General features: G+C 34.1%; 27 protein-coding genes. 17 read left to right on the top strand and 10 right to left on the bottom strand.

From position 1 onward, the window contains the following. Nucleotides 1-94 precede the first annotated feature (94 nt). On the top strand, nucleotides 95-271 hold the full coding sequence (locus DFR57_RS06915) for an aspartyl-phosphate phosphatase Spo0E family protein (RefSeq protein ID WP_114352412.1): 177 nt from the start codon (nucleotides 95-97) through the stop codon (nucleotides 269-271). A 59-nt stretch (nucleotides 272-330) separates the two neighbouring features. Here DFR57_RS06915 and DFR57_RS06910 read toward each other — a convergent pair whose 3' ends face one another. Beyond that, nucleotides 331-1,500, bottom strand: a complete 1,170-nt coding sequence (locus tag DFR57_RS06910) for an aminotransferase A (RefSeq protein WP_114352411.1) — start codon at nucleotides 1,498-1,500, stop codon at nucleotides 331-333. Nucleotides 1,501-1,627: 127 nt separating this feature from the next. Between DFR57_RS06910 and DFR57_RS06905 the strand changes: the two genes are divergently transcribed. Further along, nucleotides 1,628-1,972: a hypothetical protein gene (locus DFR57_RS06905; RefSeq protein ID WP_114352410.1), complete on the top strand. Its 345-nt coding sequence runs from the start codon at nucleotides 1,628-1,630 to the stop codon at nucleotides 1,970-1,972. Nucleotides 1,973-1,991: 19 nt separating this feature from the next. Here the strand turns inward: DFR57_RS06905 and DFR57_RS06900 are convergent, their stop codons facing one another. The 3 genes from DFR57_RS06900 to DFR57_RS06890 form a co-directional block, all read right to left on the bottom strand. Further along, a complete protein-coding gene (locus DFR57_RS06900; RefSeq protein WP_114352409.1) occupies nucleotides 1,992-2,450 on the bottom strand; it encodes a YkyB family protein in 459 nt (152 codons plus the stop codon). 25 nt (nucleotides 2,451-2,475) lie between these two features. After that, the gene (locus DFR57_RS06895) at nucleotides 2,476-3,045 is read right to left on the bottom strand and encodes an SCO family protein (RefSeq protein ID WP_114352408.1); all 570 of its coding nucleotides are present in this window, start codon (nucleotides 3,043-3,045) and stop codon (nucleotides 2,476-2,478) included. A gap of 98 nt (nucleotides 3,046-3,143) precedes the next feature. Next, nucleotides 3,144-3,995: a metallophosphoesterase gene (locus DFR57_RS06890; protein ID WP_114352407.1), complete on the bottom strand. Its 852-nt coding sequence runs from the start codon at nucleotides 3,993-3,995 to the stop codon at nucleotides 3,144-3,146. A gap of 156 nt (nucleotides 3,996-4,151) precedes the next feature. Here DFR57_RS06890 and cbpB point away from each other — a divergent pair, with 156 nt between their 5' ends. The 3 genes from cbpB (at nucleotide 4,152) to DFR57_RS06875 (ending at nucleotide 6,666) form a co-directional block, all read left to right on the top strand. Next, entirely contained in the window at nucleotides 4,152-4,604 is a 453-nt protein-coding gene (gene cbpB, locus DFR57_RS06885; RefSeq protein ID WP_114352406.1) for a cyclic-di-AMP-binding protein CbpB, read from the top strand. 89 nt (nucleotides 4,605-4,693) lie between these two features. Then, complete coding sequence (gene dapD, locus DFR57_RS06880) at nucleotides 4,694-5,416, top strand: 2,3,4,5-tetrahydropyridine-2,6-dicarboxylate N-acetyltransferase (protein WP_114352405.1); 723 nt, start codon at nucleotides 4,694-4,696, stop codon at nucleotides 5,414-5,416. A gap of 128 nt (nucleotides 5,417-5,544) precedes the next feature. After that, the gene (locus tag DFR57_RS06875; protein ID WP_114352404.1) at nucleotides 5,545-6,666 is read left to right on the top strand and encodes an N-acetyldiaminopimelate deacetylase; all 1,122 of its coding nucleotides are present in this window, start codon (nucleotides 5,545-5,547) and stop codon (nucleotides 6,664-6,666) included. 59 nt (nucleotides 6,667-6,725) lie between these two features. On the opposite strand, the gene DFR57_RS06870 is transcribed toward DFR57_RS06875, so the two are convergent. Continuing rightward, a complete protein-coding gene (locus tag DFR57_RS06870) occupies nucleotides 6,726-7,565 on the bottom strand; it encodes a mechanosensitive ion channel family protein (protein WP_114352403.1) in 840 nt (279 codons plus the stop codon). Between the two features lie 461 nt (nucleotides 7,566-8,026). Between DFR57_RS06870 and DFR57_RS06865 the strand changes: the two genes are divergently transcribed. The 3 genes from DFR57_RS06865 to DFR57_RS06855 all read left to right on the top strand — a co-directional run bounded on the left by DFR57_RS06865 (nucleotide 8,027) and on the right by DFR57_RS06855 (nucleotide 12,493). After that, a complete protein-coding gene (locus DFR57_RS06865; RefSeq protein WP_114352402.1) occupies nucleotides 8,027-9,778 on the top strand; it encodes an ABC transporter ATP-binding protein in 1,752 nt (583 codons plus the stop codon). Between the two features lie 122 nt (nucleotides 9,779-9,900). Further along, entirely contained in the window at nucleotides 9,901-11,631 is a 1,731-nt protein-coding gene (locus tag DFR57_RS06860) for an ABC transporter ATP-binding protein (protein ID WP_245937419.1), read from the top strand. 190 nt (nucleotides 11,632-11,821) lie between these two features. After that, nucleotides 11,822-12,493 carry a potassium channel family protein gene (locus DFR57_RS06855; RefSeq protein ID WP_114352400.1) on the top strand — a complete coding sequence of 224 codons (672 nt, stop codon included), beginning with the start codon at nucleotides 11,822-11,824 and terminating at the stop codon, nucleotides 12,491-12,493. Nucleotides 12,494-12,557: 64 nt separating this feature from the next. Here the strand turns inward: DFR57_RS06855 and rnjA are convergent, their stop codons facing one another. Continuing rightward, complete coding sequence (gene rnjA / locus DFR57_RS06850) at nucleotides 12,558-14,225, bottom strand: ribonuclease J1 (RefSeq protein WP_114352399.1); 1,668 nt, start codon at nucleotides 14,223-14,225, stop codon at nucleotides 12,558-12,560. 3 nt (nucleotides 14,226-14,228) lie between these two features. Then, nucleotides 14,229-14,438 (bottom strand): DNA-dependent RNA polymerase subunit epsilon, encoded by a 210-nt coding sequence (locus DFR57_RS06845; protein WP_114352398.1) that lies wholly within the window; start codon nucleotides 14,436-14,438, stop codon nucleotides 14,229-14,231. Nucleotides 14,439-14,852: 414 nt separating this feature from the next. On the opposite strand from DFR57_RS06845, the gene DFR57_RS06840 reads away from it, so the two are divergent. Further along, complete coding sequence (locus DFR57_RS06840) at nucleotides 14,853-15,629, top strand: Cof-type HAD-IIB family hydrolase (RefSeq protein ID WP_114352397.1); 777 nt, start codon at nucleotides 14,853-14,855, stop codon at nucleotides 15,627-15,629. Nucleotides 15,630-15,659: 30 nt separating this feature from the next. Here the strand turns inward: DFR57_RS06840 and def are convergent, their stop codons facing one another. Further along, nucleotides 15,660-16,214 (bottom strand): peptide deformylase, encoded by a 555-nt coding sequence (gene def, locus DFR57_RS06835; protein WP_114352396.1) that lies wholly within the window; start codon nucleotides 16,212-16,214, stop codon nucleotides 15,660-15,662. Nucleotides 16,215-16,379: 165 nt separating this feature from the next. On the opposite strand from def, the gene DFR57_RS06830 reads away from it, so the two are divergent. The 6 genes from DFR57_RS06830 to DFR57_RS06805 all read left to right on the top strand — a co-directional run bounded on the left by DFR57_RS06830 (nucleotide 16,380) and on the right by DFR57_RS06805 (nucleotide 23,276). Continuing rightward, nucleotides 16,380-17,033 (top strand): YkyA family protein, encoded by a 654-nt coding sequence (locus DFR57_RS06830; RefSeq protein ID WP_245937411.1) that lies wholly within the window; start codon nucleotides 16,380-16,382, stop codon nucleotides 17,031-17,033. A gap of 482 nt (nucleotides 17,034-17,515) precedes the next feature. Beyond that, entirely contained in the window at nucleotides 17,516-18,598 is a 1,083-nt protein-coding gene (pdhA, locus tag DFR57_RS06825; protein WP_114352395.1) for a pyruvate dehydrogenase (acetyl-transferring) E1 component subunit alpha, read from the top strand. A 3-nt stretch (nucleotides 18,599-18,601) separates the two neighbouring features. Further along, nucleotides 18,602-19,579 carry an alpha-ketoacid dehydrogenase subunit beta gene (locus DFR57_RS06820; RefSeq protein WP_114352394.1) on the top strand — a complete coding sequence of 326 codons (978 nt, stop codon included), beginning with the start codon at nucleotides 18,602-18,604 and terminating at the stop codon, nucleotides 19,577-19,579. 27 nt (nucleotides 19,580-19,606) lie between these two features. After that, complete coding sequence (locus DFR57_RS06815; protein ID WP_114352393.1) at nucleotides 19,607-20,908, top strand: dihydrolipoamide acetyltransferase family protein; 1,302 nt, start codon at nucleotides 19,607-19,609, stop codon at nucleotides 20,906-20,908. A gap of 4 nt (nucleotides 20,909-20,912) precedes the next feature. Continuing rightward, nucleotides 20,913-22,322 carry a dihydrolipoyl dehydrogenase gene (gene lpdA, locus DFR57_RS06810; protein WP_114352392.1) on the top strand — a complete coding sequence of 470 codons (1,410 nt, stop codon included), beginning with the start codon at nucleotides 20,913-20,915 and terminating at the stop codon, nucleotides 22,320-22,322. Between the two features lie 84 nt (nucleotides 22,323-22,406). Continuing rightward, nucleotides 22,407-23,276, top strand: coding sequence for a polysaccharide deacetylase family protein (locus DFR57_RS06805; RefSeq protein WP_245937410.1), 870 nt, complete (start codon nucleotides 22,407-22,409; stop codon nucleotides 23,274-23,276). Between the two features lie 41 nt (nucleotides 23,277-23,317). On the opposite strand, the gene DFR57_RS06800 is transcribed toward DFR57_RS06805, so the two are convergent. After that, the gene (locus DFR57_RS06800; RefSeq protein WP_114352391.1) at nucleotides 23,318-24,790 is read right to left on the bottom strand and encodes an aminotransferase class I/II-fold pyridoxal phosphate-dependent enzyme; all 1,473 of its coding nucleotides are present in this window, start codon (nucleotides 24,788-24,790) and stop codon (nucleotides 23,318-23,320) included. 149 nt (nucleotides 24,791-24,939) lie between these two features. Between DFR57_RS06800 and DFR57_RS06795 the strand changes: the two genes are divergently transcribed. Next, nucleotides 24,940-25,218 carry a UPF0223 family protein gene (locus DFR57_RS06795; protein ID WP_114352390.1) on the top strand — a complete coding sequence of 93 codons (279 nt, stop codon included), beginning with the start codon at nucleotides 24,940-24,942 and terminating at the stop codon, nucleotides 25,216-25,218. Nucleotides 25,219-25,266: 48 nt separating this feature from the next. Here the strand turns inward: DFR57_RS06795 and DFR57_RS06790 are convergent, their stop codons facing one another. Next, complete coding sequence (locus DFR57_RS06790; protein ID WP_114352389.1) at nucleotides 25,267-25,884, bottom strand: YktB family protein; 618 nt, start codon at nucleotides 25,882-25,884, stop codon at nucleotides 25,267-25,269. Between the two features lie 165 nt (nucleotides 25,885-26,049). On the opposite strand from DFR57_RS06790, the gene DFR57_RS06785 reads away from it, so the two are divergent. After that, nucleotides 26,050-26,853, top strand: a complete 804-nt coding sequence (locus tag DFR57_RS06785) for an inositol monophosphatase family protein (protein ID WP_114352388.1) — start codon at nucleotides 26,050-26,052, stop codon at nucleotides 26,851-26,853. Nucleotides 26,854-26,980: the final 127 nt, after the last annotated feature.

Below are 26,980 nucleotides of genomic sequence, written 5' to 3'. Positions count from 1 at the left end.
TTACAATATATAGTATTTTTTGAGATAATCAATATCGCTTATAACGGTTAGAATCTTAAGAGCTATAGCCGTTGTTTAAGGGGGTACTATCATAATGGGTTTATATAATAAACAGCTAGTTGATCGAATAGAAGAGCTTCGTGAGAAAATGACATATGTTGCAAAACATAATGGTTTAACTAGCTATGAATCTGTTATGTTAAGTCAAGAATTAGATCAACTGCTAAATAAATATGAATCATGTAAAAAAAATGAAGATATAGATGTTTAAAATACGAGAACAGTTTAATTAGTAACTATCATCAATAATGGAGTGAGCCTTCTTTTTATTTAAAAAAGAGTTGGCTCATTTTTTATTAAGTATTTTTCTAAACGATCCATTCCTTCTTGTAGTGTTGTCATACTGTACGCATAAGAGAGTCTTAAATAACCTTCACCATATTGGGAAAACGCATCCCCTGGAACAAGGGCTAACTTTTGAGTCTTAACTAACTCTAGCGCAATCTCAAAGGAATTGAGTCCTTCTTTTTTTATAGGGATGAAAAAGTAAAAGGCACCATCAGGTAAAATGGTTTTTATCCCCATTTTTTGCAGGCGGTCATATACATAATCTCTTCTTCGTACATATTCTTCCTTCATCGATAAACTATCATTTTCTCCAATAGTAAGGGCTTCAAGTGCAGCGTATTGGCTTACAGAACTTGCACAGGAAACATTATATTGATGTACTTTTAATATATGTGAACATAGCCAATTTGTAGTAAGTAAGTATCCTATTCTAAAACCAGTCATGGAATGCGATTTTGATAACCCATTGATGATAATCGTTTGTTCACGTATTTCTGTGAAAATTCCAATAGAGACATGTTTTTTATGATAAGTTAACTCACTGTAGATCTCATCAGCAATTAAAAATAAATTATTTTCTTTTATTAAAGCAGCTATCTCTTTAAGTTCATCCTTTGTTAATGACACTCCAGTTGGATTAGAAGGATAAGGCATAATAATACATTTGGTTTTATTTGTTATTGCTTTTTCGATTAAACTTTTGGTTAATTTGAAATTATTATCTCGGGTATCCACATGAACAGGGATGCCTCCAGCTAACTTAATTAATGGCTCGTAACCAGGATAAACAGGTCCTGGTAGTATAACCTCATCAGCCTCATTTAATATACTTCTTAAACTAATATCAATTGCTTGAGAGGCCCCTACTGTAACGATGATTTCTGAAGCAGGATCGTAATTAATATCATAGTGCTTTTTTTGAAATGAATGAATAGCCTCTCTTAATGGTAGAATACCAGCGTTGTGTGTGTAAGTGGTCTGATTATTATTTATAGCGGCAATGGTTGCTTCTTTAATGTGAGTCGGTGTGTGAAAATCTGGTTGACCGATTGTAAGTGAGAGCACATCATCATAATCAGCGACCATATTAAAGAACTTTCTTATTCCCGATATTTCAATTTTTTCCACACGATTGTTTATTAAATCTTTCAAATTATTATCCTCCTTAAAAACATTCCTATGTATAAAGATCTTATCTCTTGATTAAAATTATAAATGTTAAAGTAATTTTATCATAGTAAATTTACTTGACCCAAGTAATTGGAGAAAGGAGTATTTTATGAAACTTGAAATATTAAATAGATTGTTAAGTGAAGGTGTCAACTTTATTCCTTTTTTAACAAAAGAAATGTTGATTTTTATGTTAGGTCTTACTTTAATTACTGTTTTCTATAAATTATTATTTCCAGTCATACAACTATTAATAGCACTCAGATGGACACATTTATTAAGTTTCCTTTTTGTATCAAGTTGGACCATTTTTCTTGCAAGAATTTTATTGTTCAAGGATAACTTAGCTGTATTTTTATTTGCTATCTTTTTCTTTGGACTTTGTTTAACAACTTATAGAGCATGGAATCTAATCTTAAGCGGAAATGCGCACGCAAAAAAAAGATATTCATAGCTTTTGGCCGAATATCTTTTTACTTTTTCCTTTTATGATAGAAGGGGGACAGAGAAGAGGTAGGTACCGCATATTTACTGTTTTCTTGTGGTCGTTTTCTCTTAGCTTCATTAAAATAGGTATCATATGACCATCCTAAATAATTGCAAAGGATTTGAGTGGATTTAGAAAGGGACATATGAACCTTAGGGTTTCTATAATTTTTATCTAAGGAACCTAGGTGTTTTAATTCTTTAAAATCTTCTTTTGTAGGGGGAACATGAAAATAATAGTGATCAATTTCGACCAAAAGTGTAGAGTGTTGCACACTATGCTTTGGATTATCTGTAAAATGCAATCCTATTTTTTTCGCTTTCTTTTCACGAATTAACTTCTCTATGGCGGTTTTCTTTAATTGATATAATTTTTTAGGATTAGTTGCTGTTTTAGCATGACGGTTGACAATGAAAAGTGCTTGTCCTAACGTACTGTTTTTCATGCTATCACCTTCTTTGTTAATTAGTTTACTGCATCGCTTTTATGTCTTTTACTATCTCATCCATTGCCTCTGCCTTCGTTCCTTCATATCTTTTTATAGCATTTCCCTCAGGTGAAACCAAATAGAAATAAACCGTGTGTAGCATTTGATCAGAATCAGCTATTTTGTCAACAGGGGCTTTAAAAGATTTTAAGGCAAATGTTTTTATCTCATCAAATGAATAATCGGTTAGTAAATTCCAATTATCGAAATTTGCACCGCGTTCTTCTGCGAACGTTTTTAATGCTTCCGGTGTATCATTATCAGGATCTATTGAAAACGATACTAATTGAACGTTTTCTAAGCCTTCTTCATCTATACTTTTTTGTAATCGAGCCATATTAACTGTCATTGGAGGACATACTGTATCACAATTAGTAAAAATCATGTCCGCTACCCAGAAATCTCCTTCTAAATCAGAATTGCTAAAAGACTCACCATCTTGATTCGTGTATTCAAAATCTTGAACCTCAAAAGAAAAATCACCTTCGTATTTTGGTCCGCAGGCCGCTAATAAAAGAGTAGCGATTAAAACTACCCACTTTAAATGTTTCATTATTTTCACTCCAACACTATTAATATCGTACTAATGTTAAATCATAGCAAAGATAATGATCTGATACTATAATTTTGATTGAAAGAAATGTAATTACCTTATGAACGTCTTAAATTATAAACATTAATTTCAGGTTGACATAGGAATCTATAAGGTAATCTTGTCGTTCCTAGCCCCCGACTAACGTATACACTTAGAGGATGCTCACCAATTTGGTAATGACCCTCTACATATTTTTGTGCCATAACTGGTGTATAGATATGTCCAAAAAAGGGAACCTGAATTTGTCCGCCATGGCTGTGTCCAGATAATTGAACATCAATAGGAAAATGCTTTGCTTCATCCGCAAAATCAGGCTCATGTGCCAAAAGAATCGTAAAAAGATCGGCATTTTGATCTGATAAGGCATTTTCAAGTGAGGGGCTTCCTAGTAGTGCGTCGTCAATTCCAACTAATCTAATACTATCTTGATCATTTTCTAAAAGAATTTCTTCGTTTTTTAGTAAGGTAAAGTTTGCTTGTTCAAAAGTCTCTTTCACAATGTCGGTTCCGTATCCACCGTGATCGTGATTTCCATAAATCCAATACTTTCCCTTTGGAGCCTCTATTTGACTTAATAAGGCAACCAGTTCATCACTCCAATTATAAAGGGCGGGATCATCTACTAGATCACCTGTAAACACAATACAATCTGGTTCAATATCAATTATTTTATTTACTAACTCTTGTAGGTTATCTAAGGAATAGTGAAAACCTAAATGTGTATCTGTGAATTGTAGTAATTTAAAAGCATCAAACGAATTCGGGATTTTATTTGAGTGTATGTTTGTTTCTTTAATTGCTAGCATGGACGGTTCAATTTCTCGAGCGTAGTAATAGGTTCCGCCACTAAGCCCAAATAAACCAATTATACTGAGAGATAATTTCTTTAAAAAAGTTCGTCTATTCATTATATTATTACCTTTCTAATGCAATATCTTTTTAGTATAACACGATTCTTAATAAGATAACTAGAACGGAATTAATACACATTAACTCATGGTTTATGTTAAAATAAAGGTGTTATGTTTTGCTCCTTTATCCTACTTATTGAGAGGAGTGTTAGGATGACGAGTGCAAGTATTGAAAACATGGATATAAAGAATATCAAAGTTTCAGAATTAATGATACCAGCTGAAAAAGTAGCACACGTCCAATTAGGTAATCCTATTGAACACGCATTGTTAGTGCTTGTTCAGTCTGGATATTCCTCGGTTCCGGTTTTAGATCCGAGCTATCGTTTTTGTGGCACCATTGGTAAAACGGCTATTTTAAAAAGTGTATTAGGAATTGAAAGGTTTGAAATGGAGCTGCTTTCACAAAGAAAAGTGGAGGAAGTCATGAGAACCGATATCCCTTCCTTACATAAGGACACTGATTTTCTTACCTGCATGAAGACAGTTATTAATTTTGCTTTTGCATGCGTCGTAGATGAAAATGGTTCCTTCGAAGGTATCTTAACAAGACGTGCAATATTAAAGCAGGTTAATAAGCACATGTATTTGGATAAGGATGCATAACGATCATTTTGGTTTATAATAATACTTGTTTTTACTATTCAATTTTTGATACATTATAAGACGAACTAACATACTTGGAGGAATGACAAATGAAAATGATGGATGCGAATGAGATTATCTCATTTATTTCTAACAGTAAAAAATCAACACCTGTAAAAGTTTATGTGAAGGCAAAAAATTTAAAAAATCTTAAAGCTGACGATTCAATCCAAACTTTTTTTAATGATGATAACGGCGTTTTGTTTGGAGAATGGAAAGAAGTAAATAATTGGTTAAATACATATAAGGGAGATATTGAAGATTATGTGATTGAAAATGATCGTCGCAATTCTGCTATCCCTACATTGGATTTAAAGGAAGTTAATGCACGCATTGAGCCTGGAGCGGTAATTAGAGATCAAGTAGAGATTGGTGATGGTGCAGTAATTATGATGGGCGCCATGATAAACATTGGTTCTGTAATAGGTGAAGGAACAATGATTGATATGAATGCTACTCTAGGTGGAAGAGCTACGGTAGGTAAAAATTGTCATGTTGGAGCTGGAGCTGTACTTGCTGGCGTAATTGAGCCACCATCTGCAAGTCCTGTTGTAATCGAAGACGGGGTTGTAATTGGTGCAAATGCTGTTATTTTAGAAGGGGTTCGTGTTGGAGAAGGAGCAGTTGTTGCAGCTGGAGCAATTGTTACGAAAGATGTCCCTGCTAATACAGTTGTGGCTGGAACACCAGCGAAGGTTATTAAAGAAATTGATGACCAAACTAAATCAAAAACTGAAATTATGCAAGCCTTAAGAAAACTAGATGAAGAGTAAGAGACAAAAGACAGGTTAATGACCTGTCTTTGTTTTACGCTTAAACATTTACAGACTTAAAAATGTAATTACTAGATAGAAAAGATCATAAGTCATTTAAAATTTTTTTATTAAAGTAGGTGAAAAAGTTGCAGAGTGAAGAACTTATTCATATTCGTCGAGCTTTACATCAAATCCCAGAACTAGGATTTGAAGAATTTGAAACACAGAAATACCTTTTAGCTGAAATTGAAAAATTAGATCAGACTAATTTAATAGTAGAAACATGGAAAACAGGAATATTGGTTTTTCTAAAAGGGAAATCTCCTCAGAAAACAATCGGATATAGAGCTGACATTGATGGTCTACCTATTAAGGAAGAAACTAATTTACCCTTTAGTTCTAATCATCCTGGAAAGATGCATGCTTGTGGACATGATTTTCACATGACCATTGCATTCGGACTGCTAGCTAAAATGGTAGAGAATCGTCCTCAAAATAATTTATTGTTTATTTTTCAACCAGCTGAAGAGGGGCCAGGTGGTGCAAAACCATTATTGGAATCTGACGTCTTCAAGTTATATGAGCCCGATATTATTTTGGCATTACATGTAGCACCAGAACTACCGACTGGTAGTATATCTTGTAAACCGGGTATTCTTTTCGCCAATACAAGTGAGTTGTTTATTGATTTCAAGGGTAAAGGGGGACATGCAGCATATCCTCATTTGACAAAGGATATGATTGTAGCGGCAAGTGCTTTTGTTACGCAGCTACAACAAATTGTTTCGAGAAAAGTTAACCCTTTAGATAGTGCGGTTGTAACGATTGGTAAAATCACTGGTGGAACGGTGCAAAATGTAATTGCTGAAGAAGCTAGAATAGAAGGTACGATAAGGACGTTGCAACCTGAGACTATGATTCAAGTAAAAAAAGAGCTTCAGAATATGGTGCAAGGGTTTGAAAGTATTTACGATTGTTCTATTCAAGTTGACTATGGAGCAAATTATTATCAGGTTAGCAATGATAAGAAGTATGTAGATATCTTTAGAGATGCGCTAAATAGTAGTGACTTGAATTGGGTCGAGGCAAGAGAAGCGATGACTGGAGAAGATTTTGGTTACTTTCTAAAGGAAATTCCTGGACTGATGTTTTGGTTAGGAATTAATTCAGAATTCGGTCTCCATCACAGTAAACTAAATCCTGATGAAAAAGCAATTAACGTTGGTATATCAGCAGGTGAGAAAATGATAGCTGCACTTGAAGAATAGAATTAAATAATTTTAATATAAGAAAGAGCACTCCCAAAAAACGAGTGCTCTTTTTTAATTTAGTTATTTTTTGTAATGTTAACTTGATGTGGGAAAGGTATCTCAATACCGTTTGCATCGAATGCTTCTTTTATTCGTTTTCTCATATCACGCTCTGCGCCCCACTGTTCCATATTTTCTGTTTTACCTAAAACACGTAGTACTATTTCACTTGAACCGAAGGCTTGTACACCTAAGACATCTGGACCATCGATAAAACGAGCATCTGTCTGAAATTCCTCGCAAATTGTTTGTAACACCTGCATGGCTTGATCAATATTATCATCATAGCTGATTCCAATATCAACTAATGCACGCATATTTCCTCTAGAGTGATTGCTTACACCCATAACATCTCGATTAGGAACGAAATTTAGAGTTCCATCAAATCCTCTGATTTGAGTGGTTCTTAAACCAACCTCTTCGACAATACCACTGTATCCTCCTGTTGTAACATAATCACCGACTTCAATTTGCTTTTCTAACAAAATAAAGAAGCCAGTAACAATATCACTTACCAATCCTTGTGCACCAAAACCAATTGCTAAGCCAACCACACCAGCACTAGCAAGTAACGGTCCGAAGGGCACATCAAATATGCCAAATAACATGACAATGAAAAGAAAAATCAGTGTATAAGAAAAAATATTAAGTAGTAATTTTTCTAGGGTTGTAACTCTTGATTCAGATATTTTTTGTTTCGAGGTAGCTTTATGTAAAGTAGATACAATGATCTTTCTACCTATTGGTGCTAATATAGCAAACGCTAAAATTAAGAACAAAATCTTTAGCCCAACACCAACTACAAGGTCTAATAAATTTCCTATATTAATAGAAAATCCGTCTTCAAAAATATTCATTCGTCAAATTCCTCCTTTTTTTGTGTAAATATAGAATAATTGATCGAGAATGAATATAGCAAGTAATACAAATTAATACAAGCAATTCATGCATGGCTGAAAATATAAAACATGGTGCCTGTGATTCTTTTAATGAAGTTAAAAATAGAAAAGCAAGATTAAATATACAGTTAAGATGAAATGTAATTGATGCATTAGATGTATTTTGCACCTTCAAATGAGTTTGTTTTTCAATTATCTTGATCCTCGCTGAAAAATGGTATGAATATAATAGAGGATATACCTAGAATTTATCTGATAATATGATAAAAATAAATAGAAAAACCTTTGTTTCTGAAAGGTTTTTTTAATCACATTTAAAAAAAAAAAATTTTTAACAAAAATGAAGGCTTTTAACTGGAAATTTATTTCGGAACCCGATATATTTATACTTACGTAAAAACAACAGGGGGTGGCTATAAGTGGAAACTTTTAAAAAATTAAAAGAGTTTTATTGGCCTTTTAGGAAGTATTTTTTTGGTTCGATCTTATTTGTATTGTTAGTAACTGGGATTACAGTACTTTATCCAATTATTCTACAAATCACCATAGATGATGTAGTTTTAGATGAACAATATGAACTTATTCCATTACTATCTATTGGATTTATTTTGATCATGATTGTAAAAGGATTCGCTAACTTTTTCCAACAATACTTTGGTGATGTTTTTGGGGTTAAGTCGGTATATACCTTGAGAGATAGCTTATACAAAAAATTGCAAAGGCTTTCTTTCACTTACTATGACAATGCTCGAACAGGAGATTTGATGTCTCGTCTAACAATGGATGTAGAAGGTTTCAAATTTTTCCTTGCAGCTGGATTTAAGGAGTTAATTCGTGTAACACTTTTGATGTTCATTAGTTTAAGTGTAATGTTTTTCTACTCCGTGCCACTAGCATTAGTAACCATGGCTGTTATGCCATTTCTAGCAGTAGTGGTCTATCGTTTTGATAAAAAGGTACACCCTGCATTTCGGGATATCAGAAAATCATTGGGTAGATTAAACACACGAATACAAGAAAATGTAAGTGGAATGAACACTGTAAAATCATTATCGAAGGAAGATTTTGAGATTGATCGATTTTCAACAAATAATGTTAACTATCGGGAAGTAAATATTCGTACATCTAATATATGGGCGAGGTATTTCCCTTTCATGGAATTTATCGGAAATGTAAGTATGGTTGCGTTATTAATATATGGTGGTTATTTGGTTATTTCAGGCGATATGCAGCTTGGTGAGTTGGTAGCCTTTTTTAGTCTTGTGACATATATTCTCGGACCACTTATGCATTTAGGTTTCATTGTAAATATGTTTTCACAAGCAAAAGCTTCAGGTGAAAGACTCTTAGAAATCTTGGAAGCTCCGGATGAAATTAATCAGGATGATGATCCAATTGATACGGAAAGAATTGAAGGTCATATCACCTTTAGAGATGTTACGCTGACTTATACAGAAGATGATGATACAGCACTTAAGAATATTTCATTTGATGCTCCTCCGGGTAAGGTAATCGGTTTGATTGGACCAACAGGTTCCGGGAAAACGAGTATCACTCAGCTAATCACTCGTTTTTATGAACCAGAAAAAGGGGACGTTTTAATTGATGGTAAGCCAAGTAGTGTATACAACTTGAAGAAGTTGAGAAAGCACATCGGCTTTGTTTTACAAGAATCTTTCTTGTTTTCAACAACCATTAAAGAAAATATTGCTTATGGTAATCCTGATGCAAGTATGGAAGAGATCATTGCAGCAGCTAAACGAGCACAAGCCCATGATTTTATATTAGAACTTCCAAAGGGCTATGATACGATGCTTGGTGAAAGAGGAATGGGGTTATCGGGTGGTCAGAAACAACGAATTGCCATTGCTCGAGCTATTTTAATTGATCCAAGTATATTGGTGTTAGATGATGCAACCTCAGCTGTTGATATGGAAACAGAATTTCAAATTCAGAAAGCTTTAAAAGAAGTAATGAAAAATAGAACTACTTTTATTATTGCCCATCGAATATCTTCTTTAAAACATGCTGATGAAATCCTTGTCTTAAAGGATGGTGAGATTGTGGAAAGAGGGAACCACGATCAATTAATAAATCAAAAAGGGCAGTATAGACGAATTTATGATATTCAATATCAGGATAAAGAAGCAATATTTAATGCCAGCAAGTAAGGGAGGGAAAAAAGTTGTCAAAACAAAGAAATAATGCGCAAGCACAAAAGAAAAGTCCGCATTTAAAAAGGTTCTATTATCCATTAGATACAGCAATTGAGAAGCCTTTTAATTGGAAGCAAATGTTACGGCTACTCTATTATATTAAACCATATGCAAAAACTTTGTTACCAGGTGCGATTATTGCCATGTTTGTTTCAACAATGGTTCGATTACTAGTGCCGATCTTAATTGGTAAGGTAGTAATCGATCAAGCAATTGCAAATAAGGACTTTACTTTATTAACTTATCTAGTTATTGGGATTTCTTTATTGTATATTTTGAACTTTATTGGAAATACCCTACGTATAAAATGGGTTAATATCCTAGGTCAAAAAGTTATTTATGATTTAAGAAAATCACTTTTTTCACATATTCAACGCCTATCACATAATTTCTTTGATAAAAGGTCAGCTGGATCTATTCTTGTAAGAATTCTTAACGATGTTAACTCATTGCAAGAGCTTTTCACGAATGGAATAATAAATCTGTTAATGGATATTGTCATGTTAGTAGGTATCGTAGTCATTTTATTTGCTGTTAGTCCGCAATTAGCGCTTGCAGTGTTAGTTATTTTACCTATTATGTTCTTTATTTCTATAAAACTTAGAAGAAATATAAGAAGGTCATGGCAAGATGTACGAATCCAAAAATCACGACTGAATTCTCATTTAAACGAAAGCATGCAGGGCATTCGAATTACGCAATCTTTTTCCCAAGAAAAAGAGAACACTGAATTCTTTAATGGTGTAAATACAGATAATTATGAAACAGAAAGACTAGCAATGAAAAAGAGTGCATACTTTGGACCATTTGTTGAAATGAGTAATGCGATCGGTACGGTTATTCTGATTTCGTATGGTGCACACTTAATTTTAATTGGAAACATTGAAATTGGAACATTTGTATTGTTCGCTTTCTATTTAGGAATGTTTTGGGAGCCAATTTCACGTCTAGGCCAGATCTATAATCAGCTTCTAGTTGCGATGGCATCATCAGAAAGAATATTTGAATTTTTGGATGAACAGCCTAATGTAGAAGAAAAGAAAGATGCTAAAGAGTTTCAAGACATGCAAGGGCACATTGAATTTGATCGAGTGCAATTTTCATATGATAATAATCGTGTAGCACTTCATGAAATTTCTTTAGAAATGAAGAAAGGTCAAACCGTTGCATTAGTCGGTCATACTGGTTCAGGAAAGTCTACAATTGCTAACCTTATCAGTAGATTCTATGATCCAACAAGCGGTGAGGTTAAAGTGGATGGTCATAATCTAAGAGATATGAGATTAGATAGTTTAAGACACAACATTTCCGTTGTCCTGCAGGATACCTTTATCTTCTCTGGAACCATAATGGAGAACATTAGATTTGGAAGGCCTGATGCCACGGATGAAGAGGTCAAAGATGCTGCGAAAGTAGTTGGAGCTGATGATTTTATTCGCCGTTTAAATAATGGTTATGAAACAGAGGTGGAAGAGAGAGGGAATATTCTTTCAGCTGGAGAACGTCAATTACTGTCATTTGCTAGAGCTCTGTTAGCTAATCCACGTATTTTAATTTTGGACGAAGCAACTGCAAGTATTGATACAGAAACAGAAATGAAAATTCAAAAAGCATTGAAAAAGCTATTAGCAGGTAGAACTGCAATTATGATTGCTCACCGCCTTTCTACGATACGTGAAGCGGATAATATTATCGTTTTAGAACACGGACGTATTTTAGAGCAAGGTAACCATGATGAACTCATGGATAAAAAAGGTGAATATTTCGAGTTAGTTAAATCACAATTTCAAATGTTAGATGCCTTATAAATACAAAAAACTGATCATTTTGATCAGTTTTTTTGTTAGTAAATATTAATTTAGCTAATATTACTGCCAAATCCTGTTTTAGTAATATTAAATATTCAAAGAAAGTAGAAGAATATTTAATAATACAATAGGAGGCTTAGATTAATTGTGGTAAAATATGTAGAGTATTCTGAAGTACGGAGGAGTAGCAATGAAAAGAGAATTTGCTGTAATTGGATTAGGAAGATTTGGCGGTAGTATCTGTCGAGAGTTAAGCGCAGAAGGAATGGATGTACTTGCAATAGATATACATGAAGACAAAGTAAACGAATTTAAAAATATTGCAGCGCATGCAGTGATCGCAGATACAACGGATGAAAATGTCCTAAAAGAACTTGGGATAAGAAATATTGACCATGTAATTGTTGCAATTGGTGATAATATTCAAGCAAGTATTTTGACTACATTAATGCTTAAAGAGCTTGGAATAAACAAAATCACTGTAAAAGCTCAGAATGATTATCATGAGAAAGTTTTAAATAAAATAGGTGCTGATCAAGTCGTTCATCCAGAGCGAGATATGGGAAAAAGAATCGCCCATAGTATCATTTCAACGAATATATTGGATCATTTAGAATTATCAGATGATCACAGTATTGTGGAGGTAAAAGCTGGTGAAAAAATGCATGGTAGGACGCTTCTAAAACTAGATATTCGTGCACAATTCGGTTGTAACGTGGTAGCTATTAAAGAAGCGAATGAGAATGGCATTAATGTTTCGCCTATGGCAGATCAAATTCTTCATCGAGAAGATATTCTTATAGTTATTGGGGCAGATAAAGATATATCCAGATTTGAAAAGCAATTAGTAGTAGAGGATTAATGGAATTAAAAAAAGAAGCTCCATATCACTTTAAAAGTGATATGGAGCTTCTTTTAATTTTTGATTATACTTCCATAATAATAGGTAAAACCATTGGTTTACGTTTCGTTTTTTCAAACAAAAACGGTGCAATAGTATCGGTTATTTCATTTTTTATTTCAGACCATTGGGTGGTTCTTCTTTCCATCACTTTATTTAGATGAGTTGACACCAATTTTTGAGCCTCATTAATAAGGTCTTCAGATTCTCTCATATAAACAAAACCACGTGATATGATGTCTGGTCCAGATGCTATTCTAAATTCTTTCATATTAATACTTACAACAACAATAACTAGACCTTCCTCGGACAAGATACGTCGATCTCTAAGAACGATATTACCAATATCTCCAATACCACTACCATCTACATATATAGCGCCAGATGGTATTTTCCCAGCAATCTGAGCATTGTCTTTTCCTAAGGCTAAAACTTCACCATTGTCCATGATAAAGCTGTCTTTTGGATCTAACCCACATGATTCAGCAAGCTTCACATGTTCTTTAAGCATTCTAAATTCTCCATGAATAGGCATGAAGTATTTAGGCTTCATCAATCGTAACATTAGCTTTTGTTCTTCTTGTCCACCATGACCAGATGTATGAATATCATTTAACGGACCATGTATAACGTCAGCTCCTGCACGATAAAGCATATTGATAATTCTACTAACACTAATTGTATTTCCAGGGATTGGTGAAGAAGAAAATACAACAGTGTCGCCAGGAATTATTGAAATTTGACGGTGTGTGCCATTTGCAATACGGGACAAGGCTGCCATTGGCTCACCTTGAGAACCTGTACAAATAATTGTTACTTTATTCGCTGGTAACTGATTGATCTGGTGTGTATCAATGAAAGTACCTTTAGGTGCGTTAATATAACCTAGTTCTTGGCCAATTTTCATTGCTGATTCCATACTTCTGCCGAAAATAGCAACTTTACGACCGTGGGTCACTGCAGCTTCTACTACTTGCTGAAGTCGGTAGATATTTGATGCAAAAGTAGCGAAGATTAGTCGACCGTCAACTCTTGTGAAGATATCCTGAATACTATCTCCAACTATTCTTTCAGACATCGTAAAGCCTGGAACCTCACTATTTGTACTATCAGACAAAAGACACAAAACGCCTTCTTTACCAATTTCAGCCATTTTAGCGATGTTTGCTGGTTCTCCAACCGGTGTAAAATCAAATTTAAAATCACCTGTTTGAACAACATTTCCTGGAGGCGTTTTAACTACTACACCATAGGAATCAGGGATACTATGCGTTGTTCTGAAAAAGGAAACAGATGTTTTTCTGAATTTAATAATGTCATCTTCCTGATACGTATGCAGTTTCGCAGTTCTCAATAAGCCGTGCTCGTCCAATTTATTCTTAATGAGTCCAATCGCAAGTTTACCTGCATATATTGGTATATTTACTTCTCTTAATAGGTAAGGAATTCCACCAATATGATCTTCGTGACCATGTGTGATGAATAAACCTTTAATTTTATCTTGGTTTTGAACAATATACGTGTAATCAGGAATAACATAATCAATTCCCAATAACTCGTCTTCCGGGAATTTTATCCCCGCATCGATCAAAATAATTTCATCTTGGAATTGCACACCATAAGTGTTCTTTCCTATTTCATCTAATCCACCTAGAGCAAAAACTGCTGTTTGATCATTCTTTACAAACTTCATATATTATCGTTTCTCCACTTTAAAAGTATCTGATGCTTTTTCGTAATTTAGGTGCTCATCACTCACTGCGTGGACATACTCAATGTTGAAATTTCGCTCTGCTAGGTGTTTTCTTACTTCACGTTCTGAATTTGCTTCCACAAACACACTTTTAGTATGTTCACGAACGGGAACTTCTCCCGCTTTTTCTTGATATAATACTTTGTAAATCATTCAATCTCTCCTTAGACTTATACAATTTTAGTGTTGGACGAACACAATTTTTGACAATAATTTGTTACGAACGATTGTCATTTTTAAAGGTTGTTGGAATACGACGTTTTCTTAATACCTCACGCCACCGTCTTTTTAATTTTTCTCTTAATTTTTTTAACATGGTATTTCGTCTCCTTTCCTTTCTATAAAAAAGAAAAGTAAGTAATTACGTATAACCGAACCAATCCCTATTACTTTATAGTATAGTATGATTTGGCAAAGATTGAAACAAAAATGAATAATTATCTTGGTTTTTTATATTTTAATTCGCTCAATTCCCCTTTTTATATAGCTTTAGAAAACCTAATAATATTTATACAAAAGAAATAATGGTAAAATAAATTGGCAACTTTAAATTAAGGAGAGAATTGTATGGAACAGTCAGTCGTGTTTTTAGATATTGATGGCACTATATTAGATCATGAAAAGAAAATTCCTGATTCGACTAAAGAAGGAATAAAAGCTTTACAAGATAATGGAATCATTGTAGCAATTGCAACCGGGCGAGCCCCTTTCATGTTTCGCGATATACTAAAAGAGCTTAATATTAATTCATTTATAAGCTTCAATGGACAATATGTGGTGTACGAAGGAGAGGTCATTCATAATCAAGCTTTAACTGCCTCTCAATTAGAAAATTTAACTAAGTATGGTGCTGAATACAATCATTCGCTTGTTTATCAAGCAGAGCATGCAATGAAAGCTTCACATCCATCGAATTTTCATATTACTTCAGGGATGCAAAGCCTACAAATGAATTATCCAGAAGTAGATGCTAACTTTTTTAAAAAACATTCTATTTATCAAGTGTTGTTGTTTAATGAAGAGAAAGAGCAAGAAGTTTATGAAGAAAAATTTGCAGACCTTCGATTTATCCGTTGGCATCAATTCTCTTGTGATGTTATGCCAGAAAACGGATCTAAAGCGTATGGTGTTAGAAAGTTTATTGAGAAAACAGAAATTCCATGGGAAAATACTTACGCCTTTGGAGATGGATTAAACGATTTAGAAATGATTCAACTAGTTAACACAGGTGTAGTCATGGGTAATGGTCTAGAGATATTAAAAGAAGCTGGAGATGTTGTAACAGACAGTGTTAGTAATAACGGTGTATATAACGGCCTATTAAAATTGGGATTAATAAAATAAAAAAAGAAGCTTAAAAGTCGGTATCCACTTTTAAGCTTCTATTGCTTTACTATTTTCAGGAACAAAAAAAGGATCTTCTTTATTGATGTGATCATAAAACATAATGCCGTTTAAGTGATCTATTTCGTGTTGGAAGACAATAGCGGCATAATCTCTTAGTTTCATCTTGATTTTATTTCCTTCTAGATCTGTGGCTTGAACTGTAATTTTAGCATATCTAGGAACATATCCTGGAACTTCGCGATCAACAGACAAGCAACCTTCTCCGCCAGGTAAATATGCTTTTCTAACAGAATGACTGATAATTTTCGGGTTAAAAAGTGCAAAATCATATAATTCATCGTTTAGATCGATAAAGTGAACCGCAATCATTCTTTTAGATATACCTATTTGAGGTGCAGCTAATCCAACACCCGGCCGTAAGTCGTATTTTTCTGCTAAATCTTCATCTTGACTATTTTTAACAAAGGTTAACATATTATTTAATATTTCTTTTTCTTTCTCGGTAGCAGGGAGGGATACTTCTTTGGCTACTTCCCTTAATTTCGGATGACCTTCTCTTACTACATCTTTCATTGTGATCACATACTTCACACCTTTCCTATCATATCTGCAAAATAGTTTATCACATAAATATTTAAATACCTAGTATGAATACCATAAAAAAACATATGTATTAGAAGGAACATATTTCTTATTTTGTGTTATACTTACAAGGATAATAATGAACAATTAATAGGGGGAAGCATTGTGTACAAGAGGATCATAGAGATTGGCATCATGATAAGTTTCGTTTTAGTTTTAGCTGCCTGTAGCGGGGAATCTGCAGCTGATAATATGTATGAGCATTTAGAAAAATCAGTAGAACTAGAACAGACTTTTGCTGAACAACAAGCACCATTAGTGGAGTTAGAAACAAGTGAAAAAGAAATTTATGAGCAAGTGATTGAACTAGATGTAGATGAAATGGATCAAGTAGAAGGATTAGTGAACGAAGCTATAGAAATGATTGATGAAAGAGCATCTTTACTTAAGACCGAGAAAGAAAGTATAGAAGAGGCTAAAAGTGAATTTGATAATATTGAATCATACATAGATGAACTAGAGGATGAAGAAAAAGCTGCTGCAGAAAAAATGGTAACCGCTATGAACGAAAGGTATGAAGCTTATCAAGCATTACATTCTGCATATGAAAAGTCCATAAAAGCTGATAGAACATTATATGAACTATTTTTAAAAGAAGACTTAACTGAAGAAGAGTTGACAGAGCAAGTTGATAAAGTAAATGCGCAGTATCAAGAAGTTACTCAACACAATCAAGCTTTTAATGAGCACACGGATACTTATAATGAAGCTAAGCGAAGCTTTTACGAAACAGCAGATATAAAAGTTAGTTATGAATAAATAATGTAAAGAGCTTTCATTTTTGAAAGCTCTTTTTTGATACGCGGAATTTGTAAATCTATAAATGATACAGATACAAAAAGTAATTGTAACAGTTTATTAAAAATTTTTTTTAAATGTTTAGATAATATTGTAATTAATACGTTGGAATACTATTAAAATAACTTCTGTAATAAAAGCACTTGTAACGAACGCATATTAAATTTAATATGCTATAAAGGGTTGTTACATAAAAAAACAAAAAATGTTTCAAACTGTTTGACCTTGTTCTAACAATAAGCTAAACTATACTAGTAGATAGCTTGTATCAATCCATTTGTTTATTTCTATGTAACAGTTAAGCACTATGCATTTATTTTTGGTTAGTATGCCAAAATAAAGGGTAGAGAAATAATATTGAGAATGGTACAGATTTTTTATTTTTTTGGGAAAGTTATAATGGATAAAATTAATTTGGGATAGGAAAGGAAGAGGTGAGTTTTTTGAAACGTACATTAGAAAATATTGAAGAGCAGTTTGAAACGTTTCAAATTCTGAATGAAGAAGGTAAAATTGTTAATAAAGACGCAATGCCTGAGCTTTCAGATGAAGAATTAAAAGAAATTATGTATAGAATGGTCTATACACGTATCTTGGATCAACGTTCGATTGCATTAAATAGACAAGGACGCTTAGGTTTCTATGCTCCGACAGCAGGACAAGAGGCTTCTCAGTTAGGGACGCAATTTGCGTTAGAAAAAGAAGATTTTATTTTGCCTGGATATAGAGATGTTCCTCAGCTTATTTGGCATGGCTTACCACTTTATCAGGCATTCTTATTTTCTCGCGGTCATTTTCATGGGAACCAGTTCCCTGAAGGTGTAAATGCACTAAGCCCACAAATTATCATTGGTGCTCAATATACGCAAGCTGCCGGTGTTGCAATGGGAATGAAAAAGAGAGGTAAGAAATCAGTAGCGATTACTTACACAGGTGATGGTGGTACTTCTCAAGGTGATTTCTATGAGGGTATAAACTTTGCTGGCGCCTACAAAGCTCCTGCGATTTTTGTTGTGCAAAACAATCACTTTGCAATTTCTGTTCCTGTTGAAAAGCAAACAAATGCAAAAACACTAGCTCAAAAAGCAGTAGCCGCAGGGATAGAAGGTATACAAGTTGATGGTATGGACGTCTTAGCTGTTTATGCTGTAACCAAAGAGGCGAGAGATCGCGCAGTTAATGGAGAAGGTCCAACTCTAATTGAAGCACTAACTTATCGTTATGGTCCACATACTATGGCTGGGGACGACCCAACTAGATACCGTACGGAAGATCTTGATACTGAATGGGAAAAGAAGGATCCTATTGTACGTTTCCGTAAATTCCTTGAAGAAAAAGGTTTGTGGTCTGAAGATGAAGAAAATGAAGTAATAGATAAAGCAAAAGAAGAGATTAAAGCTGCAATTAAAAAGACCGATGAACAACCAAAACAAAAAGTTTCTGAGTTAATCGGTAATATGTATGAAGAACTTCCACAAAATTTACAAGAGCAGTTGGAAGAATTTAAAGCAAAGGAGTCGAAGTAAACCATGGCTCAAATGACTATGATTCAAGCAATAACTGATGCATTAAGAGTAGAATTAAAAAATGACGAAAACGTACTAGTATTTGGAGAAGATGTTGGTCAAAATGGTGGGGTATTCCGTGCCACAGAAGGTCTACAAGACGAATTTGGTGAAGAAAGAGTATTTGATACACCATTAGCAGAATCTGCAATTGCAGGTATTTCTATTGGTTTAGCCACGCAAGGGTATCGACCAGTACCTGAACTTCAGTTCTTTGGATTCGTATATGAAGCGATGGATGCGATAAATGGTCAAATGGCAAGACTTCGCTATCGTTCTGGAAATACAATGAATGCACCAATCACTATTAGATCTCCATTTGGAGGAGGCGTACACACACCGGAATTGCACGCTGATTCTTTAGAAGGTTTAATCGCACAACAGCCTGGAATGAAAGTAGTTATTCCATCCAATCCATATGATGCTAAAGGTTTATTAATTTCATCTATTCGAGATAATGACCCAGTAGTATTCTTAGAGCATATGAAGCTTTATCGTTCTTTCCGTGAAGAAGTACCTGAAGAGGATTACTCAGTTGAACTTGGTAAAGCAAATGTTAAAAGAGAAGGAACAGATGTTACCTTAATTGCATATGGAGCAATGGTTCATTCCTCTTTAAAAGCAGCTGAAGAATTAGATAAAGAAGGTATAAGTGCAGAGGTAATTGACCTTCGTACGGTAATGCCTGTTGATTTTGAAACAATTCTAAAATCTGTTGAAAAAACAAATCGTGTTGTAATGGTACAAGAAGCCCAACGTCAAGCTGGAATGGCCTCTTACATTGTATCTAATATTCAAGAGCGAGCTATTTTACATTTAGAAGCACCAATTTTAACTGTTGCCGCACCTGATACTGTTTATGCATTCACGCAAGCAGAAGAGGTATGGCTACCAAATTACAACGACATAATAGAAAAAGTAAATGCAGTAATCAATTTTTAATAAAAAAAAGATGGGAGGTCATTTTACATGGCATTTGAATTTAAATTACCAGACATCGGTGAAGGTATCCATGAAGGTGAAATAGTTAAGTGGTTCGTGAAAGCCGGAGAAGAAATTAAAGAAGACGATGTGCTTTGCGAAGTACAAAACGACAAAGCTGTTGTTGAAATTCCTTCTCCTGTTGATGGAACAGTAAAAGAAGTTCATTTTGATGAGGGTACTGTTGCCACTGTAGGTGAAACGATTATTACAATTGACGCAGAGGGCTACGAAGATAGTGGTAGTACTGAGGAAGCGCCAAAAGAAGAAGAGAAAAAAGAAGAAAAACAAGAAGAGGCTAAAGATGAGCCTGCTGAGGAATCTAAAGATTCTAAAAAAGATCAGGAAGTAGCAAAAGATCCTAATAACCGTGTTATCGCGATGCCATCAGTTCGTAAATATGCTCGTGATAAAGGTGTTAATATTTCTGAAGTTAATGGTTCGGGTAAAAACAACCGTGTTATTAAAGAAGATATCAATGCATTCTTAAATGGTGATCAAGCTGATGCATCAGCTGAGAGCACAGATCAAAAATCAGAGGAAAGCAAATCTTCTGACAACCAAGCGGTTGCTGCAACAGAAGGAGAATTCCCTGAAACTAGAGAGAAAATGAGTGGTATCCGTAAAGCTATTGCTAATGCAATGGTTAATTCTAAACACAAAGCTCCACACGTTACATTGCATGACGAGATTGATGTAACTGAATTAGTGGCACACCGCAAGAAATTCAAGCCTGTAGCACAGGAACAAGACATTAAATTAACTTACTTGCCATATGTTGTAAAAGCACTTGTTTCAGCATTGAAACAATATCCAATTTTAAATTCTGCAGTGGATGATGAGACAGACGAAATTATTCAAAAGCATTATTACAACATTGGAATTGCTGCTGATACAGAAAAAGGTTTACTTGTACCAGTCGTTAAAAAAGCAGATACAAAATCAATTTTTGGTATCTCAAAAGAAATTAATGAATTAGCAGTTAAAGCACGTGATGGAAAATTAGGGCCAAATGAAATGAAAGGCGCTTCTTGTACAATTACGAATATCGGATCTGCAGGTGGCCAATGGTTTACACCAGTAATTAACTACCCAGAAGCTGCAATTTTAGGTATAGGGAGAATTGCTGAAAAACCTGTAGTAAGAGATGGAGAGATAGTTATTGCTCCAGTATTAGCTCTTTCCTTGAGCTTTGATCATCGAATCGTTGATGGAGCGACTGCACAATTTGCATTGAACCAAATTAAGCGTTTATTGAACGATCCACAATTAATAATGATGGAGGCGTAAAAACATGGTAGTAGGAGATTTTCCAATTGAGTTAGATACACTTATAGTCGGAGCTGGACCTGGTGGTTATGTTGCTGCAATACGTGCAGCGCAAACCGGTCAGAAAGTAACAGTGGTTGAAAAAGGTACAATTGGAGGGGTATGTTTAAATGTTGGTTGTATCCCTTCAAAAGCATTAATTCAAGCAGGTCACCGTGTTGAGTATGCTCACGGTGAAGACTCGATGGGGATAAAATCTGAGAAGGTTTCCATTGACTTTGGAAAAATGCAGGAATGGAAAAATTCAGTAGTCAAAAAATTAACTGGTGGAGTAGAAGGATTATTAAAAGGTAATAAAGTTGATATCGTTAGTGGAGAAGTATATTTTGTCGATAAAAATACGGCAAAGGTTATGGACGAGAAAAATTCTCAAACGTATACATTTAAAAATTGTGTCATAGCAACAGGGTCTACTCCTATTGAGTTACCAACTTTTAAGTATACAGATAGAGTTATTGATTCAACAGGCGCTTTAAATTTAGAAGAAATTCCTAATAAATTAGTGGTTATAGGTGGCGGTTATGTAGGTACAGAACTAGGAACTGCATATGCAAACCTTGGCACTGAAGTAACAATTTTAGAAGGTCTTGATGATATTCTAAATGGTTTTGAATCACAAATGAGTGCACTTGTTAAGAAAAAACTTAAGAAAAAAGGTGCCACTATTGTTACCAAAGCAATGGCAAAAGGCGTAGAAGAAACAAAAGATGGCGTAACAGTTAAATATGAAGTGGATGGCAAGGAAGAAACTGTAGAAGCTGATTATGTACTTGTTACAGTTGGTAGAAGACCAAATACATCTGAAATTGGTTTAGAGCAAGTTGGAATTGAATTGGATGACAAAGGTTTAGTTAAAATCGATGAACAGTGTCGTACAACCGTTGATAACATTTATGCAATTGGTGACATCGTAGCGGGACCTCCATTAGCGCATAAAGCTTCTTATGAAGGTAAAATTGCTGCAGAAGCTATTGCAGGAGAAACATCTGTTATTGATTACAATGCAATTCCAGCAGTAGTATTCTCTGATCCTGAGTTAGCTTCAGTAGGTTTTACGGAACAACAAGCTAAGGATGCTGGATATGATGTAAAAGCATCAAAATTCCCATTTGCAGCGAATGGCCGTGCTCTATCACTAAATGATAGTGAAGGTTTTATTAAACTTATCACTAGAAAAGAAGATGGATTACTAATTGGTGGACAAATCGCTGGTCCGAACGCTAGTGATATGGTAGCTGAGATTGGTCTTGCAATTGAAGCAGGAATGACTGCTGAAGATCTTGCATTGACTATTCATGCGCATCCAACATTAGGTGAGATTACAATGGAAGCAGCTGAAGTTGCAATGGGTACTCCAATTCATATTACAAAATAAAGATGTTATAAAAAAAAGAGCCTGTTTTTTACTAAAACAGGCTCTTTTCTTCCATAATAATATAGGAAAAATGAGGGATATTTTTTGAAAAAGATAATTAGTATATTATTTACTATTTTTTTACTTAGCCTTTTAATGGCTTGCAATTCTTCAAATCAAGCAGAAGAAGCTAATCAAAATGATAATGAAGTAGAAGAAGAACCGCAAATCGACGAAGAATCACAAGAACATGAAGAGAATACTGAAGAACCAATGGAAGAAGAAAATGATGCTGATAATGAAGTCGAGGAAGAAAATATTCCAGTTGAAAATCAAGAAAAAGAAAAACTATATGAAGTAGCAGGTAATTGGGATATTGTTCCTCTAAATGAAAGTGCCAATGAAGATATTGTATTACTAACCATCGATGATGCTCCAGATGGACATGCAGTTGAAATGGCAAAAACATTAAAAGAATTAAATGCTTCCGCTATATTTTTTGTGAATGGACATTTTCTTCAATCTGATGAACAAAAAGAAGCATTAAAAACCATCCATGAGATGGGTTTTGCAATAGGGAACCATACTTTTAATCATCAACGACTTTCTGAAGTAGATGAAGCAACACAAAGGGAAGAAATTGATAAATTAAGTGATTTAATTGAGGAAATTGTTGGAGAAAGACCAGTATTTTTCCGTGCACCAAATGGGGTAAACACAGATTTTGCAACAAAACATGTAGAAGAACAAGGTATGCTTCTTATGAACTGGACTTATGGCTATGATTGGGAAGCAGATTATAGAAGTAAAGAAGCTATAGCTGATATTATGGTAAACACAGATTTATTGCATGCAGGTGCAAATTTGCTCATGCATGACCGCGAATGGACTGCTGAAGGATTAGAAGATATCGTGATAGGATTAAGAGAAAAAGGCTATGAAATGGTAGATCCAGAATTAATAAAAACCCCATAAAAGAAAGCAGTAGACTTTACATCTACTGCTTTCTTTTTTGACTATCTAAACGGTTTAAGTTCCTTAATAACTTTTATCTGCTGTAAAGTATCATCTTCTAATCCTTGTACTGGTAAACCTGAATTTAAATTATCATCAATATAAATTAAGTTTTCTGCTGTGATAATTTCACCTGGAATAAAAATAGGTATCCCTGGTGGGTAAATCATAATAGACTCTGCACTAATTCTTCCTGCTGCTTCTTTTAATGGAATCGATTCTGTTTCTGAATAAAAAGCATCTCTCGGAGTGAGAGCCAAGATAGGAATATCAGGAACCTTTACATCAATTTTTACATCATCTTTATCTTTTCCAAATTGGTCTGATAGATTTTTTAATGCTTCGATCAAAATATTTGTTTCTTTTTTCGAATCTGCAGGGGTGATAATGCATAAAATATTATACATATCTGATAATTCTACTTCCAGGTTATAGTTTCTTCTTAACCATAACTCAACTTCATGGCCAGTCATCCCTAATTTCTTAACTGAAATGATTAGCTTTGTTGGATCAAATGTATAGATTGCTTCATTGTTTAATATTTCTTCTCCTACACAATATAAATGTGCAATTTTATTAATTGCCTCACGTGTTTCATTGGCTAAGAAAATAGTTTCCTCCAGAAGATCTTTTCCTTTTGTAGCTAGATGCTTCCTTGCTGCATCTAAAGAGCTCAGTAGTATATAGGAAGTGGAAGTTGTTGTAAGCATGGATAGTATTTGTTGCACACGTTCATAATTAATCAAACCATCTTTTAAATTAAGCACAGAGCTTTGTGTGAGTGAGCCGCCTAATTTATGTACGCTGGTTGCCGCCATATCTGCACCAGCTTGCATCGCTGATAATGGAAGTTTTTCGTGAAAATGAATGTGCACACCATGCGCTTCGTCTACCAATACTGGTATGTTACTTCTGTGGGAAATTTCTACAATCTTCTTGAGATCAGCAGAAACACCAAAATAAGTAGGGTTTATTACTAATACAGCCTTCGCATCCGGGTTAGCTTCAATAGCATTCTCAACAGCATTAGGAGTAATTCCATGAGAGATACCCAAGGTGCGGTCTACTTCAGGATGAATGAAAATGGGTATGGCACCTGCGAAAATAATAGCAGCTGTAACAGATTTATGAATGTTTCTAGGTACAATTATTTTATCTCCTGGGTTACACACGCTTAAAACCATCGTCATGATAGCACCACTAGTTCCTTGAACAGAGAAAAAAGTATGGTCTGCTTCAAATGCTTCTGCAGCAAGGTCTTGGGCTTCCTTAATAATGGTTTTAGGATGATGGAGATCATCTAATGGTTCAATATTGATTAAGTCAATAGAAAGTGCATTCTGTCCGATGAAATTTGTAAATGTGTCCTCCATACCTTTTCCCTTTTTGTGACCGGGGATATGAAACTGTATTGGTTTTTTTTCTACATGTTTAAGTAAGCCATTAAATAGTGGCATGTTGTATTGATTTTTCATATAAAAATCTCCTCAAATTAAAATGAAAACAAATCGTATTATAACAGAGCTAACAGCTGATAGCTAGTTTTTTTCTATCATTTGTTAGGTGAAAGATTATTATGAATTTGATATACTAATTAGGGATTTTAAGAATGGAGGAGTACTTAATGGCCTACAGTTACCCAATAGATGATTATTGGACTACAGAAGAAATTGTTGATGTCGTCAATTTTTTTTCAGCAATAGAAAAAGCATATGAAGAAGGGATAAAAAAAGATAAACTGATGAAAAGTTTTCATTCCTTTAAAAAAGTGGTGCCATCAAAGAGTGAAGAAAAGCAATTATTCAAGAAGTTTGAAAAGCAATCGGGTTATGCCCCTTTCCCAGTTATGAAATATGCTAACTCGTGTAGTGATAAGGATGTTATTAAATTGAAAAATGCGTAACCATTACAAGCAACGAATGGTTACGCTTCTTTCAATTTTGAGTCAAATCTAAGATCTATGTTTTGAAATTTTGTAAAATGGGATTAATTCTTCGTACGTATTCTCGATAAAAGATAATAAATCATGGCCATTAGATAATAACTCATTATCGATTGGAAGGTGTTTTCCTATTAAAAATTCAGCTTTTTTTACATCTCTAAATCTTTTCAAATCCTTTTCTTCTAATTCCTTAATTGGAAAAGCATCTTTTTTCATGTGATCTAATGAAATCACAAAATCCTCGGATAGACTTTTAAATGTATCAAAATGTGATAATAATTCTTTAGCAATTTCTTGTTTATTCGGTAATTCATATATAAATGCTAGCCAAATAAATAAATGATCGTCAAAAAGGCCAACTTGGAAATGCGGATGTTTTTTGTAACCTCTTTTGTTCTCAGAAATTGCCAACCATGTGTCCTTAGGTGGATTTACAGATCTTCTTGCATGTCTAGCAATGTGTAAATACATTTCGTCACCTAGTTTTGAGGATAGGTAAGGGACAAGTTCTGAACCAAGGGCCTGAAATTTTGGTTGAATATTTGATCTAATTCCTTCCATTCTTTCGTCAAGACCATCGATATGAAAGGTTTCAAAATCTTTTCTACTAAATCCATTAAAAGTCATTATACTGACGCCTACCTTTTTGATTAATATAGTAATTATTTTATCATAATTATTAAATTATATAAATTATTAATACTTGAAATTATCTATGTAAAGAGAATTCTTTTCTAGTTATGGCTTTTCTGCTAGAATTAAACTATCTAAATTACTGATGGGGGCTATTTTATGGAAAACAAGACAGTCGATAATTATCTAGTTGATGCACAGAAATGGATATATGAGGCTGCAGCTAATATTAAAAGTAAAATGAATGAGCCATTAGAAATAGACACAAAATCAAATTCTAATGATCTTGTGACCGAATTAGATAAAGAAACAGAAAGATTCTTTGCAAGTAAAATTAGAGAGAAATATCCGAATGATTTTTTGTATTCTGAAGAGGGTTATGGAGATAAACTGTCTAATTTTAATGGAACGGTATGGGTGATTGATCCTATAGACGGTACCATGAATTTTGTTCATCAAAAGAGAAACTTTGCCATCTCTGTTGGTATATATCAAGAAGGAATTGGTGAAATAGGTTTTATTTATAATGTTATGGATGACGTATTATACTCTGCTGTTCGAGGAAAAGGAGCATATAGAAATAATTCTAAGCTTCCCATGCTTAAAGATGACGTAAAAGTTGAAACAAGTATTATCGCTTTAAATAGCCTTTGGGCTTGTCCGAATAATAAAATCAATGAAAAAAAAGTACAACAAATGATTAAGGATACAAGAGGTACGAGGTCATATGGTTCAGCAGCTTTAGAATTCGCTTTTTTGGCAGAGGGCATGGTAGATGGATATCTTACAATGACCTTATCACCTTGGGATTTTGCAGCTGGGAAAATCATCTATGAAGAAGTAGGTGGTATCACTACTCAAGCAGACGGGGAACCAGTAGATATGTTGAACGCTAATACAATATTTGCAAGTAACAGAAATATTTATGACGATATTTTAAGAAATTATGTTGATTTAAAATAAAAACCCACTTAAAAACTCTGAACTGCCCCCTGTCAAGTAGACAGTGGAAATAATAAAAATGATTTAAGCGGCTTTAGCTCTATATTCCATAGGGCTAAGGCCGTTTAATCGTTTTTGATATCTATCG

The sequence above is a fragment of the Saliterribacillus persicus genome, from assembly GCF_003337485.1.
Taxonomy (GTDB): domain Bacteria; phylum Bacillota; class Bacilli; order Bacillales; family Amphibacillaceae; genus Saliterribacillus; species Saliterribacillus persicus.
The sequence above is the reverse complement of the archived record's forward strand: the minus strand, read 5'-3'. Positions and strand labels throughout refer to the sequence as shown.

Bases quoted from the DNA above. Each gene is read 5' to 3' on its own strand.
- DFR57_RS06915 (WP_114352412.1), top strand. From the start codon at position 95: ATGGGTTTATATAATAAACAGCTAGTTGATCGAATAGAAGAGCTTCGT.
- DFR57_RS06905 (WP_114352410.1), top strand. From the start codon at position 1,628: ATGAAACTTGAAATATTAAATAGATTGTTAAGTGAAGGTGTCAACTTT.
- DFR57_RS06900 (WP_114352409.1), bottom strand. From the start codon at position 2,450: ATGAAAAACAGTACGTTAGGACAAGCACTTTTCATTGTCAACCGTCAT.
- DFR57_RS06895 (WP_114352408.1), bottom strand. From the start codon at position 3,045: ATGAAACATTTAAAGTGGGTAGTTTTAATCGCTACTCTTTTATTAGCG.
- DFR57_RS06890 (WP_114352407.1), bottom strand. From the start codon at position 3,995: ATGAATAGACGAACTTTTTTAAAGAAATTATCTCTCAGTATAATTGGT.
- cbpB (WP_114352406.1), top strand. From the start codon at position 4,152: ATGACGAGTGCAAGTATTGAAAACATGGATATAAAGAATATCAAAGTT.
- dapD (WP_114352405.1), top strand. From the start codon at position 4,694: ATGAAAATGATGGATGCGAATGAGATTATCTCATTTATTTCTAACAGT.
- DFR57_RS06870 (WP_114352403.1), bottom strand. From the start codon at position 7,565: ATGAATATTTTTGAAGACGGATTTTCTATTAATATAGGAAATTTATTA.
- DFR57_RS06860 (WP_245937419.1), top strand. From the start codon at position 9,901: ATGTTACGGCTACTCTATTATATTAAACCATATGCAAAAACTTTGTTA.
- DFR57_RS06855 (WP_114352400.1), top strand. From the start codon at position 11,822: ATGAAAAGAGAATTTGCTGTAATTGGATTAGGAAGATTTGGCGGTAGT.
- rnjA (WP_114352399.1), bottom strand. From the start codon at position 14,225: ATGAAGTTTGTAAAGAATGATCAAACAGCAGTTTTTGCTCTAGGTGGA.
- DFR57_RS06845 (WP_114352398.1), bottom strand. From the start codon at position 14,438: ATGATTTACAAAGTATTATATCAAGAAAAAGCGGGAGAAGTTCCCGTT.
- DFR57_RS06840 (WP_114352397.1), top strand. From the start codon at position 14,853: ATGGAACAGTCAGTCGTGTTTTTAGATATTGATGGCACTATATTAGAT.
- DFR57_RS06820 (WP_114352394.1), top strand. From the start codon at position 18,602: ATGGCTCAAATGACTATGATTCAAGCAATAACTGATGCATTAAGAGTA.
- DFR57_RS06815 (WP_114352393.1), top strand. From the start codon at position 19,607: ATGGCATTTGAATTTAAATTACCAGACATCGGTGAAGGTATCCATGAA.
- lpdA (WP_114352392.1), top strand. From the start codon at position 20,913: ATGGTAGTAGGAGATTTTCCAATTGAGTTAGATACACTTATAGTCGGA.
- DFR57_RS06800 (WP_114352391.1), bottom strand. From the start codon at position 24,790: ATGAAAAATCAATACAACATGCCACTATTTAATGGCTTACTTAAACAT.
- DFR57_RS06795 (WP_114352390.1), top strand. From the start codon at position 24,940: ATGGCCTACAGTTACCCAATAGATGATTATTGGACTACAGAAGAAATT.
- DFR57_RS06790 (WP_114352389.1), bottom strand. From the start codon at position 25,884: ATGACTTTTAATGGATTTAGTAGAAAAGATTTTGAAACCTTTCATATC.
- DFR57_RS06785 (WP_114352388.1), top strand. From the start codon at position 26,050: ATGGAAAACAAGACAGTCGATAATTATCTAGTTGATGCACAGAAATGG.